11 protein-coding genes are annotated in these 13,410 nt (G+C 68.1%); 8 read left to right on the forward strand and 3 right to left on the reverse strand.

Going from position 1 to position 13,410, the window contains the following annotated elements; translation table 11 throughout:
* Positions 1-82: 82 nt before the first annotated feature.
* Complete coding sequence (locus tag SMIR_RS26825; RefSeq protein WP_168491076.1) at positions 83-1,705, forward strand: MFS transporter; 1,623 nt, start codon at positions 83-85, stop codon at positions 1,703-1,705.
* Positions 1,706-1,986: 281 nt separating this feature from the next.
* Here the strand turns inward: SMIR_RS26825 and SMIR_RS26830 are convergent, their stop codons facing one another.
* Positions 1,987-2,754 carry a potassium channel family protein gene (locus tag SMIR_RS26830; RefSeq protein ID WP_101405382.1) on the reverse strand — a complete coding sequence of 256 codons (768 nt, stop codon included), beginning with the start codon at positions 2,752-2,754 and terminating at the stop codon, positions 1,987-1,989.
* A gap of 205 nt (positions 2,755-2,959) precedes the next feature.
* Entirely contained in the window at positions 2,960-5,707 is a 2,748-nt protein-coding gene (aceE, locus tag SMIR_RS26835; RefSeq protein ID WP_168491073.1) for a pyruvate dehydrogenase (acetyl-transferring), homodimeric type, read from the reverse strand.
* A 469-nt stretch (positions 5,708-6,176) separates the two neighbouring features.
* Between aceE and SMIR_RS26840 the strand changes: the two genes are divergently transcribed.
* From SMIR_RS26840 to SMIR_RS26865, 6 genes are all read left to right on the forward strand, one after another.
* Positions 6,177-6,605 carry a DUF3052 domain-containing protein gene (locus tag SMIR_RS26840; protein ID WP_054231000.1) on the forward strand — a complete coding sequence of 143 codons (429 nt, stop codon included), beginning with the start codon at positions 6,177-6,179 and terminating at the stop codon, positions 6,603-6,605.
* 370 nt (positions 6,606-6,975) lie between these two features.
* On the forward strand, positions 6,976-7,434 hold the full coding sequence (locus SMIR_RS26845; RefSeq protein ID WP_168500988.1) for a peroxiredoxin: 459 nt from the start codon (positions 6,976-6,978) through the stop codon (positions 7,432-7,434).
* A 129-nt stretch (positions 7,435-7,563) separates the two neighbouring features.
* Entirely contained in the window at positions 7,564-8,139 is a 576-nt protein-coding gene (locus SMIR_RS26850; protein ID WP_054230998.1) for a TerD family protein, read from the forward strand.
* Between the two features lie 204 nt (positions 8,140-8,343).
* Complete coding sequence (locus SMIR_RS26855) at positions 8,344-8,919, forward strand: TerD family protein (RefSeq protein ID WP_101405384.1); 576 nt, start codon at positions 8,344-8,346, stop codon at positions 8,917-8,919.
* Positions 8,920-9,030: 111 nt separating this feature from the next.
* Positions 9,031-10,179, forward strand: coding sequence for a DUF475 domain-containing protein (locus SMIR_RS26860; RefSeq protein WP_168491071.1), 1,149 nt, complete (start codon positions 9,031-9,033; stop codon positions 10,177-10,179).
* Between the two features lie 107 nt (positions 10,180-10,286).
* Complete coding sequence (locus SMIR_RS26865; protein WP_168500987.1) at positions 10,287-11,027, forward strand: TerD family protein; 741 nt, start codon at positions 10,287-10,289, stop codon at positions 11,025-11,027.
* 123 nt (positions 11,028-11,150) lie between these two features.
* Here SMIR_RS26865 and SMIR_RS26870 read toward each other — a convergent pair whose 3' ends face one another.
* Entirely contained in the window at positions 11,151-12,038 is an 888-nt protein-coding gene (locus SMIR_RS26870; RefSeq protein ID WP_212727485.1) for a TerD family protein, read from the reverse strand.
* 189 nt (positions 12,039-12,227) lie between these two features.
* On the opposite strand from SMIR_RS26870, the gene SMIR_RS26875 reads away from it, so the two are divergent.
* Positions 12,228-13,397 (forward strand): HpcH/HpaI aldolase/citrate lyase family protein, encoded by a 1,170-nt coding sequence (locus SMIR_RS26875; RefSeq protein WP_168491068.1) that lies wholly within the window; start codon positions 12,228-12,230, stop codon positions 13,395-13,397.
* Positions 13,398-13,410: the final 13 nt, after the last annotated feature.

The following is a 13,410-nucleotide window of genomic DNA, read 5'->3' on the forward strand; positions in this document are numbered from 1 at the left end:
AGCGTACTGGTGGGTGACGTGACAGTTACCGACTTGTGAATTGGTTTGTCAACTGTCAGTGGCTGTCACTAGCCTCGAAGGTATGACTAGTCAGACCACCATCGACACGACGGGTTCGGGGGACAAGGCTCCGGTCACTCCGTCGGACAAGGCGCCGTCCGACGGGCTGCGCGGCCATCCGTGGTTCACCCTGTTCACCGTTGCCGTCGGCGTCATGATGGTCGCCCTGGACGGCACCATCGTGGCCATCGCCAACCCGGCCATCCAGAAGGACCTGGACGCGAGCTTCGCCGACGTCCAGTGGATCACCAACGGCTACTTCCTCGCGCTCGCGGTCACCCTGATCACCGCGGGCAAGCTCGGTGACCGCTTCGGGCACCGTCAGACCTTCCTCATAGGCGTGGTCGGTTTCGCCGCGGCCTCCGGCGCGATCGGCTTCTCCAGCAGCATCGCCCTGGTCGTCACCTTCCGCGTCTTCCAGGGTCTGTTCGGCGCGCTGCTGATGCCGGCCGCGCTCGGCCTGCTGAGGGCCACCTTCCCGGCCGAGAAGCTGAACATGGCGATCGGCATCTGGGGCATGGTCATCGGCGCCTCCACCGCGGGCGGCCCGATCCTCGGCGGCCTGCTGGTCCAGCACGTCAGCTGGCAGTCGGTGTTCTTCATCAACGTGCCGGTGGGCGTCATCGCGCTGGTCCTCGGCCTGATGATCCTCCTCGACCACCGCGCCGAGAACGCCCCCCGCTCCTTCGACGTCCTGGGCATCGCGCTGCTCTCCGGCGCCATGTTCTGCCTGGTCTGGGCGCTCATCAAGGCCCCGACCTGGGGCTGGGGCTCCGGCCTGACCTGGACGTTCCTGGGCGCCTCGGTGCTCGGCTTCGTGCTCTTCGCCCTGTGGGAGAAGCGGGTCGAGGAGCCGCTGATCCCGCTGGGGCTGTTCCGCTCCGTACCGCTGTCGGCCGGTGTGGTCCTCATGGTGCTGATGGCCATCGCCTTCCTGGGCGGCCTTTTCTTTGTCACGTTCTACTTGCAGAACGTGCACGGCATGAGCCCGGTCGACGCAGGTCTGCACCTCCTCCCGCTCACCGGAATGATGATCGTGGGCTCGCCGCTGGCCGGCGCCCTGATCACCAAGACGGGGCCGCGCATCCCGCTGGCGGGCGGCATGGCCCTCACCGCGATCTCCATGTACGGCATGTCCACGCTGGACACGGGCACCAGCGGTGCCGTGATGTCGCTCTGGTTCGCCGGTCTCGGTCTCGGCCTCGCGCCGGTCATGGTCGGCGCCACCGAGGTCATCGTGGGCAACGCGCCGATGGAGCTCTCCGGCGTGGCCGGCGGTCTCCAGCAGGCCGCGATGCAGATCGGCGGCAGCCTCGGTACGGCCGTGCTGGGCGCCGTGATGGCCTCCAAGGTCGACGGCGACCTCGCGGGCAACTGGGCCGACGCCAAGCTGCCGCCGCTCACTCCGGCCCAGCTCGACCAGGCCTCCGAAGCCGTCCAGGTCGGCGCCGCGCCGGTTGCCCCGGGCACCCCGGCCGCACTCGCCGAGAAGATCACGACCGTCGCCCACGACACGTTCATCTCCGGCATGAGCCTGGCCTGCCTGGTCGCCGCCGGGGTCGCCGTCGTGGCGGTCTTCGTCGCGCTCCTCACCAAGCGGGGCGAGAACGCCGAGGCGGCGGGGGCGGGCGCCGGCCATATCTGAGTCTGCGCGTCCGACCAGCCCTTTTTTGTACAGGTTTCACCTATCCGGGTGACACCGCTGAAGATCCCTCCCATCGGCAGCCGTCGCAGGTCACAGTGGGTCAAGTCCTCCGCACGACATGGGAGGACCACCGGAGCTGCGGCGCGCTGCCGGAGGGGGGCGGCGCGCCCGCGGTCCGGAGAGGGCGGGTGGGGCGCCCGGCCAGGGCGCCCCTTCAGGGGCGCGGGGAACTGCGCGCCCAGCCGCACCGGACCCGCACCGGACAACGAACCCTCGGCGCGCTAGCGCGAATGCTCTTCCGCACCCCCCGGCACCGGGTGCCGAACCCCACCAGCCAGCGCGGCCACCTCCGCACGGAGCGCCCGCACTTCCTCCGTGAGCGACTCGATCGCCGCCGTCTGCCGCCGCTCCTCCACGTCGTCCTTCTCGAACCGCGAGATGAACCACGCGGCGATGTTCGCGGTCACGACACCGAGCAGCGCGATCCCGGAGAGCATCAGCCCGACCGCGATCATCCGCCCGAGGCCGGTGGTCGGCGCGTGATCCCCGTACCCCACCGTCGTCATCGTGGTGAACGACCACCACACGGCGTCACCCAGCGTCTTGATGTTCCCGTTCGGCGACTCCCGCTCCACCGACAGCACCGCGAGCGAGCCGAACATCAGCAGCCCGACGACCGCGCCCCCGACGTAGGTCGTCAGCCGGATCTGCTGATCCATCCGAGCCCGCCGCCCGACGAGCGTGAGCGTCGCGACGAGCCGCAGCAGCCGCAGCGGCTGGAGGATCGGCAGGATCACCGCGCACAGGTCCATCCAGTGCGTACGGACGAAGTCCTTGCGGTCCCGGACGAGTATGAGGCGCACGAGATAGTCGGCGGCGAACGCGCCCCACACCGTCCACTCCACGGCCGTGCACGCGCCCGTCAGGCCACGGCTCGCGTCGCTGTCCACGATCGGCACGGCATAGGCGACGGCGAAGGCCACCGCGAGTCCCAGCAGGGGCCGCTGCGTGCGCTGCTCCCAACGGACCTGCACCGATTGCTCGTTCATGTCCGCATCGTAGGTGCACACAGCACACGTAAGGGGCGCGGAAAACTGGGCGTCCCAGCTCCCCGCGCCCCTAGGACCTGTCCGGCTGCTCATGCCGCAGACGCGGGGCTTGGCACGCGCATCTGCGGCGATGAGGCACCGCCCGTTTCCTGCAACCTGATCCGCCGGACAGGCCCCAGGGCCCACCGGCGCTCGCGCGCAGCGCCTACGCGTCGCCGCCCGCGGCTCCCGGGTCGGCCGACGCCACGTCGAGCAGCTGATAGCGGTCGATCGCCTGCTTCAGCACCGACCGGTCGACCTTGCCCTCACGGGCCAGCTCGGTCAGCACCGCGACCACGATCGACTGCGCGTCGATGTGGAAGAAGCGCCGGGCCGCGCCGCGCGTGTCCGCGAAGCCGAAGCCGTCCGCGCCGAGCGACTGGTACGTGCCCGGCACCCATCGCGAGATCTGGTCCGGAACCGATCGCATCCAGTCGGAGACGGCCACGAACGGACCCTCGGCGCCGCTCAGCTTCTGCGTCACATAGGGGACGCGCTGCTCCTCCTCGGGGTGCAGCAGATTGTGCCGCTCCACGTCGACGGCCTCGCGCCGCAGCTCGTTCCAGGAGGTCGCCGACCAGACGTCGGCGCGTACGTTCCACTCCTCGGCGAGGATCCGCTGCGCCTCGACCGCCCACGGCACGGCGACACCGGACGCCAGGATCTGCGCCGGGACGGAACCCGAAGTCCCTTCCGCGTAGCGGTGGATGCCCTTGAGGATGCCGTCGACGTCGACGTCCGCGGGCTCGGCCGGGTGCTGGATCGGCTCGTTGTAGACGGTGAGGTAGTAGAAGACGTCCTCGCCGTGCGGGTGTTCGTCGGACGAGCCGTACATCCGGCGTAGACCGTCCTTGACGATGTGCGCGATCTCGAACCCGAACGCCGGGTCGTACGCGACACAGCCCGGGTTGGTCGAGGCGAGCAGCTGCGAGTGGCCGTCCGCGTGCTGAAGGCCCTCACCGGTCAGAGTCGTACGGCCGGCGGTCGCGCCCAGGACGAAACCGCGCGCCAACTGGTCGGCCATCTGCCAGAACTGGTCACCGGTGCGCTGGAAACCGAACATCGAGTAGAAGACGTAGACCGGGATCAGCGGCTCGCCGTGCGTGGCGTACGCCGAACCCGCGGCGATCAGCGAGGCCGTGCAGCCCGCCTCGGAGATGCCGTCGTGCAGCATCTGACCGGTCGGCGACTCCTTGTAGGCCAGGAGCAGATCGCGGTCCACGGACTCGTACTGCTGGCCGAGCGGGTTGTAGATCTTCGCGCTCGGGAAGAACGAGTCCATGCCGAACGTGCGGTACTCGTCGGGCGCGATCAGCACGAACCGCTTGCCGATCTCCTTGTCCCGCATGAGGTCCTTCAGCAGTCGCACGAACGCCATGGTCGTGGCGATCGACTGCTGACCGGAGCCCTTCTTCACACTCGCGTACGCCTTGTCGTCCGGCAGGGCCAGCGGCTGCGACCGTACGACGCGCGTGGGGACGTATCCGCCGAGCCCCTTGCGGCGGTCGTGCATGTACTGGATCTCTTCCGAGTTGCGGCCCGGGTGGTAGTACGGCGGCGCGCCGGACTCCAGCTCCTTGTCGGAGATCGGCAGGTGCAGACGGTCCCGGAAGCCCTTGAGGTCGGCGACCGTCAGCTTCTTCATCTGGTGCGTGGCGTTGCGGCCCTCGAAGTTCGGGCCGAGCGTCCAGCCCTTGACCGTCTGCGCCAGGATCACCGTCGGCTGGCCCTTGTGCGCCTTGGCCGCCGAGAACGCCGCGAAGATCTTCTTGTGGTCGTGACCGCCGCGCCCCAGGTGCAGGATCTGGTCGTCGGTCATGTTCTCGACCATCGCCCGCAGCCGGTGGTCGTCACCGAAGAAGTGCCGGCGGATGTAGTCGCCCGTCTCGGTGGCGTACGTCTGGAACTGGCCGTCCGGGGTGGTGTTCAGCTTGTTGACCAGCACGCCGTCGCGGTCTTGCGCGAGCAGCGGGTCCCAGGTGCGGTCCCAGACCAGCTTGATGACGTTCCAGCCGGCGCCCCGGAACTGGGACTCCAGCTCCTGGATGATCTTTCCGTTGCCGCGTACCGGGCCGTCGAGGCGCTGGAGGTTGCAGTTGACGACGAAGGTCAGGTTGTCCAGGCCCTCTCGAGCGGCGATGGACAGCTGTCCGAGCGATTCCGGCTCGTCCATCTCGCCGTCCCCGAGGAACGCCCAGACGTGTGACTTGGAGGTGTCCGCGATGCCGCGCGCCTCCATGTAGCGGTTCATCCGCGCCTGGAAGATCGCGCCGAGCGGACCGAGGCCCATGGAGACGGTCGGGAACTCCCAGAAGCCCGGCATCAGGCGCGGGTGCGGGTACGAGGACAGACCGTACGGAGCCTTCGACTTCTCCTGCCGGAACGCGTCGAGCTGCTGCTCGGAGAGCCGGTCGAGGAGGAACGCGCGGGCGTAGATACCGGGGGAGGCGTGCCCCTGGAAGAAGATCTGGTCGCCGCCGTCGCCCTCGTCCTTGCCGCGGAAGAAGTGGTTGAAGCCGACGTCGTAGAGCGAGGCGGAGGAGGCGAAGGTGGCGATGTGGCCGCCGACGCCGATGCCGGGACGCTGGGCGCGCGAGACCATCACGGCCGCGTTCCAGCGGGTGGCGTTGAGGACCTTGCGCTCGATCTCCTCGTTGCCGGGGAAGAAGGGCTCGTCCTTGGTGGCGATCGTGTTGACGTAGTCCGTGCTGCGCATCTCGGGCACGGCCACGCGCTTCTCGCGGGCCCTTTCGATCAGCCGCAGCATCAGATAGCGGGCGCGCTCACGGCCGCGCTCGTCGACGGCGGCGTCGAGGGAGTCGAGCCACTCCTGGGTCTCTTCGGGGTCGAAGTCCGGGACCTGACTGGGAAGGCCGCCAATGATGATCGGATTGCGATCGGATCCGGAAACCACGCTGTTCCTTCACTGTCAGAGGGGCGTGTGAGGGCTGCCCGAGGGGTTGTCTGGGAGGCTGTCTGGGGCGGTTTTTCGGTCTGTCTGCACCGTTCCCCATCGTGTACCTCGGGAACGGAATCGTCATCTCTACCGAGAGGTAACCAACACATTCCTGCAGTTCGTTGGGACGTGCCCGACCAAAACGCAACGATACGCTCACTCCGTGACGCGTTCCGCAAAGTCGTTCGGGTCTCGTACGCTCCAAGGGTTCCGAAATTCATAAATGGGGCAGAAGGGTGTGGTGTGCGTCACTTATGGCCTTGAATCCACGCCTGGGGTTGCGCCGACACCGCCGGGATCGTCACCGTTTCGGCGGTCTCGACGGCCGGGTACTTGCGCGATCCGCCCCGCCCGTGTGGACTACGGCCAATGCCTCGCGTACGCGCGTGGCTGAGACATCTACCGAAACATGATCAGGAGGCAAGCCGTGAGCGCGACCGCGGACCACGCGGAGGAGCGGACCAACCCGGCCGGCAGGCTGGGGTTCGAGCCCGGACAGGTGGTCCAGGAGATCGGCTTCGACGACGACGTTGACCACGAGCTCCGTGAAGGTATCGAATCGTTGATCGGCCAGGACCTGGTCGACGAGGACTACGACGACGTCGCTGACGTCGTGTTGCTGTGGTTCCGCGACGAGGACGGCGACCTTACGGACGCTCTGGTGGACGCCATCGGTCTCCTTGAGGACGGCGGCATGATCTGGCTGCTGACCCCGAAGACCGGCCGGGACGGCTACGTCGAGCCCAGCGACATCAGTGACGCCGCCCAGACTGCCGGCCTCTCCCAGACGAAGAGCATCTCGGTCGGGAAGGAGTGGTCGGGCACGCGTCTGGCCACGCCCAAGTCGAAGCGCTGAGCTCTCGCTCCGTCTGCCGCACCAAACCACCCAAGAGGCCCCCGTCGGCGTCCCCGCCGCCGGGGGCCTCCCCCATGCCCCGGCCGTCCCACGCGGCCGCCGGGGGCTCCGCGACCAGGCCTGTGGGGCGCGCGAGCACCACCCACGCCGGACCACCGCACCGCCACACCCCACCCGGGCCCGGACCCCGAGGCGGGCCGGCACCCACCCGGATGGCGGCAGCCCCCACGCGACGTTGCACCCCGGGCGCGCCGCGTCGGGATGGGGGGTGGCGCGTGGGGCGCGTGGTCGGGGTGCGGCCGGTGGGGCGGGGGGTGCTGCGTAGGGTGGGGTTCACCCGAACAGGCCCTTGGAAGGGGAGCGTGTGACTATGGCGATCGAGGTCGGCACCGAGGCACCGGAATTCGAGCTCAAGGACAACCACGGCGCCACCGTGAAGCTGTCCGACTTCCGCGGTGAGAAGAACGTGGTGCTGCTCTTCTACCCGTTCGCCTTCACCGGCGTGTGCACCGGCGAGCTGTGTGCCCTGCGCGACGAACTGCCGAAGTTCGTCAACGACGACGTCCAGCTGCTGGCCGTCTCCAACGACTCCATCCACACCCTGCGCGTCTTCGGCGAGCAGGAGGGCCTGGAGTACCCGCTGCTCTCCGATTTCTGGCCGCACGGCAACACTTCGCGCGCGTACGGCGTCTTCGACGAGGACAAGGGTTGTGCCGTGCGCGGCACCTTCATCATCGACAAGGCGGGCGTCGTCCGCTGGACCGTCGTCAACGGTCTGCCGGACGCGCGTGACCTGAACGAGTACGTGAAGGCGCTCGACACTCTGTGAGCCCGACACCCTGTGATTGTTCGGTCGCAGGGCCTGCAGGGTGCGGGAACCCGTCACTAGGATCGACACGTTGATCCGATACCAACGCACGACGGGGCTCCCCGCCCCTGGACACCATTGGGAGGACTCGTGGGAGTCAGCCTCAGCAAGGGCGGCAACGTATCGCTGACCAAGGAGGCCCCGGGACTGACCGCGGTCATCGTCGGTCTGGGATGGGACGCCCGAACCACCACCGGCGTCGACTTCGACCTCGACGCCAGCGCCATCCTCACGAATGCGGACGGCAAGGTGAGCACCGACCAGAACTTCGTGTTCTTCAACAACCTGAAGAGCCCGGACGGTTCGGTCGAGCACACCGGGGACAACATCACCGGTGAGGGCGAGGGCGACGACGAGCAGATCAAGGTCAACCTCGCCGCCGTGCCCGCCGACGTCCAGAAGATCGTGTTCCCGGTCTCCATCTACGACGCCGAGAACCGCCAGCAGTCCTTCGGCCAGGTCCGCAACGCGTTCATCCGCGTGGTGAACCAGGCCGGCGAGGCGGAGATCGCGCGCTACGACCTCTCCGAGGACGCCTCGACGGAGACCGCCATGGTCTTCGGCGAGCTGTACCGCAACGGCCCGGAGTGGAAGTTCCGCGCCATCGGCCAGGGCTACGCCTCGGGTCTGCGCGGTATCGCGCAGGACTTCGGCGTCAACGTCTGACACGACCGTCGGACGGGGACACGTCGGACGCGAACGTTTGATCTGAACGTTTGACGCGACCGTCCGACGTGAACGTCTGAGCCGTACGGCCTTCGGCTCCAGGCCCGGCGCCGCACGCTTCACGTGCGGCGCCGGACCCGCTGGACCACCGCGCGCGGGTCGCGCGGCACAACTAAAAGTTTGACCTCGGGGAGGACCAGCATCATGGGCGTCACGCTCGCCAAGGGAGGCAATGTCTCCCTCTCCAAGGCCGCACCCAACCTCACGCACGTGATGATCGGGCTCGGCTGGGACGCGCGCTCCACCACCGGAGCCGACTTCGACCTCGACGCCAGCGCTCTGCTGTGCAATTCCGGCCGGGTGCTCGGCGACGAGTGGTTCATCTTCTACAACCAGCTCAAGAGCCCGGACGGCTCCGTGGAGCACACCGGTGACAACCTCACGGGTGAGGGCGAGGGCGACGACGAGTCGATCCTGATCGACCTCTCCAAGGTGCCGGCCAACGTCGACAAGATCGTCTTCCCGGTCTCCATCCACGAGGCCGACAACCGCGGTCAGACCTTCGGTCAGGTCAGCAACGCGTTCATCCGCGTGGTCAACCAGGCCGACGGCCAGGAGCTCGCCCGTTACGACCTGTCCGAGGACGCCTCGACGGAAACGGCGATGATCTTCGGCGAGGTCTACCGCTACAACCAGGAGTGGAAGTTCCGAGCGGTCGGACAGGGGTACGCGTCCGGTCTGCGCGGCATCGCGCTCGACTTCGGAGTCAATGTTTCCTAGGGCCCGCCCGAGTCAGCCGAAGGGGCGGCCCTCTAGACTTCGTGGTCAACAGTAGGTAAAGCCGAGTACGGCGCGGGGGAGACCCGTACATACACGATGATTGGGTAGCCAGTGCTTCTGAAAACCTTCGGCTGGTCGTTTGCGGTCACCGCGCTCGGCTTGGTCGCAGCGGTGATCTACGGGGGGTGGACCGCCTTTGGCATCGTGGCGATCCTGGCCATCCTGGAGATCTCGCTGTCCTTCGACAACGCGGTGGTCAATGCCGGGATCCTGAAGAAGATGAATGCCTTCTGGCAGAAGATCTTCCTCACGGTGGGTGTGCTGATCGCCGTCTTCGGCATGCGACTGGTCTTCCCTGTCGTGATCGTGGCGGTCACGGCCAAGAAGGGCCCGATCGAGGCGGTCAACCTCGCGCTGACCGACAAGGACCAGTACCAGCAGCTGGTCACGGACGCCCACCCGGCGATCGCCGCCTTCGGTGGCATGTTCCTTCTGATGATCTTCCTCGACTTCATCTTCGAGGACCGGGACATCCAGTGGCTGCGCTGGATCGAGCGTCCGCTGGCCAAGCTCGGCAAGGTCGACATGCTGTCGGTCTGCATCGCCCTGGTCGTGCTGCTGGTCTCCTCCATGACCTTCGCGGTCCACGCACACCAGCACGGCGGCGCGCACATCGACAAGGCGCAGACGGTGCTGATCGCCGGCATCGCGGGCCTGATCACGTACATGGTCGTCGGCGGGCTCTCCGGCTACTTCGAGGACAAGCTCGAGGAAGACGAGGAGCGGGAGCACGAGGAAGAGGAGGAGGCCGCGCGGACCGGCAAGAAGAAGCCGGCCGTCGTCCTCGCCGGTCAGGCCGCGTTCTTCATGTTCCTCTACCTCGAGGTCCTGGACGCGTCCTTCTCCTTCGACGGTGTCATCGGCGCCTTCGCCATCACCAACGACATCGTGCTGATGGCGCTCGGCCTCGGCATCGGCGCCATGTACGTCCGCTCGCTCACGGTCTACCTGGTCCGCCAGGGCACTCTCGACGACTACGTCTACCTGGAGCACGGCGCGCACTACGCCATCGGCGCCCTCGCCGTGATCCTCCTGGTCACCATCCAGTACCAGATCCACGAGGTCATCACCGGTCTCGTCGGTGTCGTCCTGATCGCCTGGTCCTTCTGGTCCTCGGTGCGCCGCAACAGGGCGCTCGCGGCGGCCGAGGGAAAAGCGACGGCCTCGGACGACAAGACTGAGGTCTCGTCCGGGGTGTGAGTCCGGGAGCGTGATTCCGGGAACGCTCTGAGCGGGGCGGCCGTCGAGGACGAGTCCTCGTGGCCGCCCCGTCGCATATCCAGGCAACGTGGGGGCGGGACAAGGCAATGGGCTTCTGGGACGACCTGTGGCGCGGACGCTCGACGGACTTCGACTCCGGCAGTGCCGCCACCAACTCCATAGAACTGACCAAGCGGAACCACACGGTCTCGCTCACCAAGCAGGGCGCGGCCACCGGCAACCTGCGCATCAACCTGTCCTGGCGCATGCGCACGTCGGACATCGGCGGCGGCCAGCAGCGGGGCAGCCTGCTGCGGCACCCCTTCAAGACCTTCAAGCCGGACGTGGTCCAGGCGCACACCCAGAGCATGGTGAACGTCGACCTCGACCTGGGCGTGATGTACGAGCTCGCGGACGGCACCAAGGGCGTGGTGCAGCCCCTGGGCAACTTCCTCGGCGACATCAACGACCCGCCGTATGTGAAGCTCAGCGGTGACGACCGGTTCGGTTCGGCGTCCGGCGAGACGGCCTACGTCAACCTCGACCATCGCGACGACATCAAGCGGCTCCTGGTCTTCGTGTACATCTACGACCAGACGCCCGCCTTCGACCGTACGCACGCCATCATCACGCTCTACCCGAGCAACGGGCCCCGGATCGAGATCGGCCTCGACGAGCGGCATCCGCAGGCCCGCTCCTGCGCGGTGGTGATGATCGAGAACAACAAGGGCGAGATCACGGTGCGGCGTGAGGTGAAGTTCGTGTACGGGTTCCAGGCGGAGCTGGACCGGTTGTACGGGTGGGGGTTGCAGTGGGGACGGGGGTACAAGTCCAAGGCCGACCGTTGATGGCTCGCCCAGGAGCTCGGATGCGTCCGAGGAGTCGCGGCTGCGGGGCCGCTGCGGCTCGTCGCGCCCACGCGGCGGAGCCGCATGTCGAATGCAGCCCCGCGCCCCTTCGGGGGCGCTTTCCTAGCGTCCGATGAACTGTGGCCCCTGTGGCGGCAGCCTGAAATCCGGGTCGGGGAGGGAGCCGACCGCCTGCGGGAAGCCGTAGGCCGGCTGGACGGCCGGGGCCGTCTGGGGCCCCGGGTAGCCGTAGGCGGGCTGGCTGGTCGGCTGGGGGTAGCCGTACGCGGGCTGGACGGGGGCCGTCTGCGCGGGCCCCGGGTAGCCGTACGCGGGCTGCTGGGGCACCGGGGCGGACTGCTCGGGCGGGAGCGGCACCGAGGTCTCCGGGGAGGCCGCGGGGTCCGCCCAGGCGGTGGCGTCGGGCACGGGCGCGACGGCCTCCGGCTCGGACTCGTCCACCGTGATCCCGAAGTCGGAGGCGAGCCCCTCCAGACCGTTCGGATAGCCCTCGCCCAGCGCCCGGAACTTCCAGCCCTGACCGCGCCGGTACAGTTCGCCGCAGATCAGCGCCGTCTCCGTACCTGTCTCCGGCTTGATGTCGAAGTAGGCCAGCGGCTCACCGTCCGAGCCGGTGGTGCCGGTGGTGCCGGTCGCGTCGTACAGCAGGATGCGTAGGGCGCGTACCTGGTCGAAGGTGACGCCGTCCGCCGATGCGACCAGCAGAATCTGTCCGACACCGGGCTCGACACCCGCCAGATCCGTCTGGATGGTGTCGGTGAGGCCCTCGGCGACGCGTTTCTTGCCAAGTCGCCACACCTTGCCCGAGGGATGGCGTGGCTGGTTGTAGAAGACGAAGTCCTCGTCGGATCGCACACGGCCGTCGGGACCGAGGAGCAGCGCCGAGACATCGACATCGGGGACACCCTGCCCGGGCGTCCAGCGCAGCACGGCACGTACCGCTGTGGCGTCCAGCGGGACGTTCGACCCCTTCAGCATCGCGTGCGTCATGCGGTCATCCTGCCCTCTCGGTCCTGGTCACGACAACGCGGGGGTAAGGATTCCCGGTCGGGATGTGCGGGCAACCGACATGGCCGAGTTACCTGAACTTCACGCCTGGTGGGAACGACTGACATGGATTTGTACGTACTATTACCGGCCACCTCACGTAAGTCCGCCTAGCCGCCACGGGGGAGTTTCATGCGTCATTTCGGGCACATCGCCCCTGAGGAGCGGCAGCGTCTCTTCTACCGGGAGCCGTGCGTCTTCACCGCCGACTCGCCCGCCCGCGTGCTCGCGGCGGCCCTCGGCGCCACCCTGTACAGCCCCGCGACCAGACCCCGCCTCGCCGACGACGTCGTCAAGCAGGCCGGGCGCGGCGTGGTCTCCATGGTGCTGTGCCTGGAGGACTCGATCGACGACGCCGAGGTCGTGGACGCCGAGGAGAACCTGGTCCGGCAGTTCGCCGACCTCGCCGGACGGCCGGAGACCGACGGGCTCCCGCTGCTGTTCGTACGGGTCCGTGAACCCGGGCAGATCCCGGACCTCGTCCGGCGGCTCGGCGCGTCCGTGCGGCTGTTGTCCGGGTTCGTCCTGCCGAAGTTCACCGAGGAGCGGGGCGTCCCGTTCATGGAGGCGCTCACCGCGGCCGAGTCCGCGAGCGGCCGGCGGCTGTTCGCGATGCCGGTCCTCGAGTCGCCCGGCCTGCTGTACCTGGAGAGCCGCCGGGAGACGCTGGAGGGCATCTCCCGGGTCGTCGACAAGTACCGCGACCGCGTCCTCGCGCTGCGCCTGGGCGTCACCGACTTCTGCTCGGCGTACGGGCTGCGCAGGGCGCCCGACATGACCGCCTACGACGTCCAGATCGTCGCCTCCGTGATCGCGGACGTGGTGAACATGCTGGGGCGCTCGGACGGCACCGGGTTCACGGTCACCGGGCCCGTGTGGGAGTACTTCCGGGTCCAGGAGCGCATGTTCAAACCGCAGCTGCGCCGCAGTCCCTTCCAGGAGGGCGAGGTCGAGGAGCTGCGCCAGGCGCTGATCGAGCACGACCTGGACGGGCTGCTGCGCGAGATCGCCCTCGACCGGGCCAACGGTCTGCTCGGCAAGACCTGTATCCACCCCTCGCACGTCCCGGCGGTGCACGCGCTGTCCGTGGTCAGCCACGAGGAGTACAGCGACGCGCAGGACATCCTCAGGCCCGAGCGGGGCGGCGGGGGCGTGCTGCGGTCGGCGTACACGAACAAAATGAATGAAGTGAAGCCGCACCGCGCCTGGGCCGAGCGCACCCTCCAGCGCGCCGAGGTGTTCGGTGTGGCGAACGAGGACATCGGCTTCGTGGAACTGCTCGCGGCCGCCCTGCCTGCGTGAACCGCGCCGGCTC

This window comes from Streptomyces mirabilis (assembly GCF_018310535.1).
Taxonomy (GTDB): domain Bacteria; phylum Actinomycetota; class Actinomycetes; order Streptomycetales; family Streptomycetaceae; genus Streptomyces.

Coding starts and splice junctions, on each gene's coding strand:
- SMIR_RS26825 (WP_168491076.1), top strand. CDS start 83: ATGACTAGTCAGACCACCATCGACACGACGGGTTCGGGGGACAAGGCT.
- SMIR_RS26830 (WP_101405382.1), bottom strand. CDS start 2,754: ATGAACGAGCAATCGGTGCAGGTCCGTTGGGAGCAGCGCACGCAGCGG.
- SMIR_RS26845 (WP_168500988.1), top strand. CDS start 6,976: ATGGCGATCGAGGTCGGCACCGAGGCACCGGAATTCGAGCTCAAGGAC.
- SMIR_RS26855 (WP_101405384.1), top strand. CDS start 8,344: ATGGGCGTCACGCTCGCCAAGGGAGGCAATGTCTCCCTCTCCAAGGCC.
- SMIR_RS26865 (WP_168500987.1), top strand. CDS start 10,287: ATGGGCTTCTGGGACGACCTGTGGCGCGGACGCTCGACGGACTTCGAC.
- SMIR_RS26870 (WP_212727485.1), bottom strand. CDS start 12,038: ATGACGCACGCGATGCTGAAGGGGTCGAACGTCCCGCTGGACGCCACA.
- SMIR_RS26875 (WP_168491068.1), top strand. CDS start 12,228: ATGCGTCATTTCGGGCACATCGCCCCTGAGGAGCGGCAGCGTCTCTTC.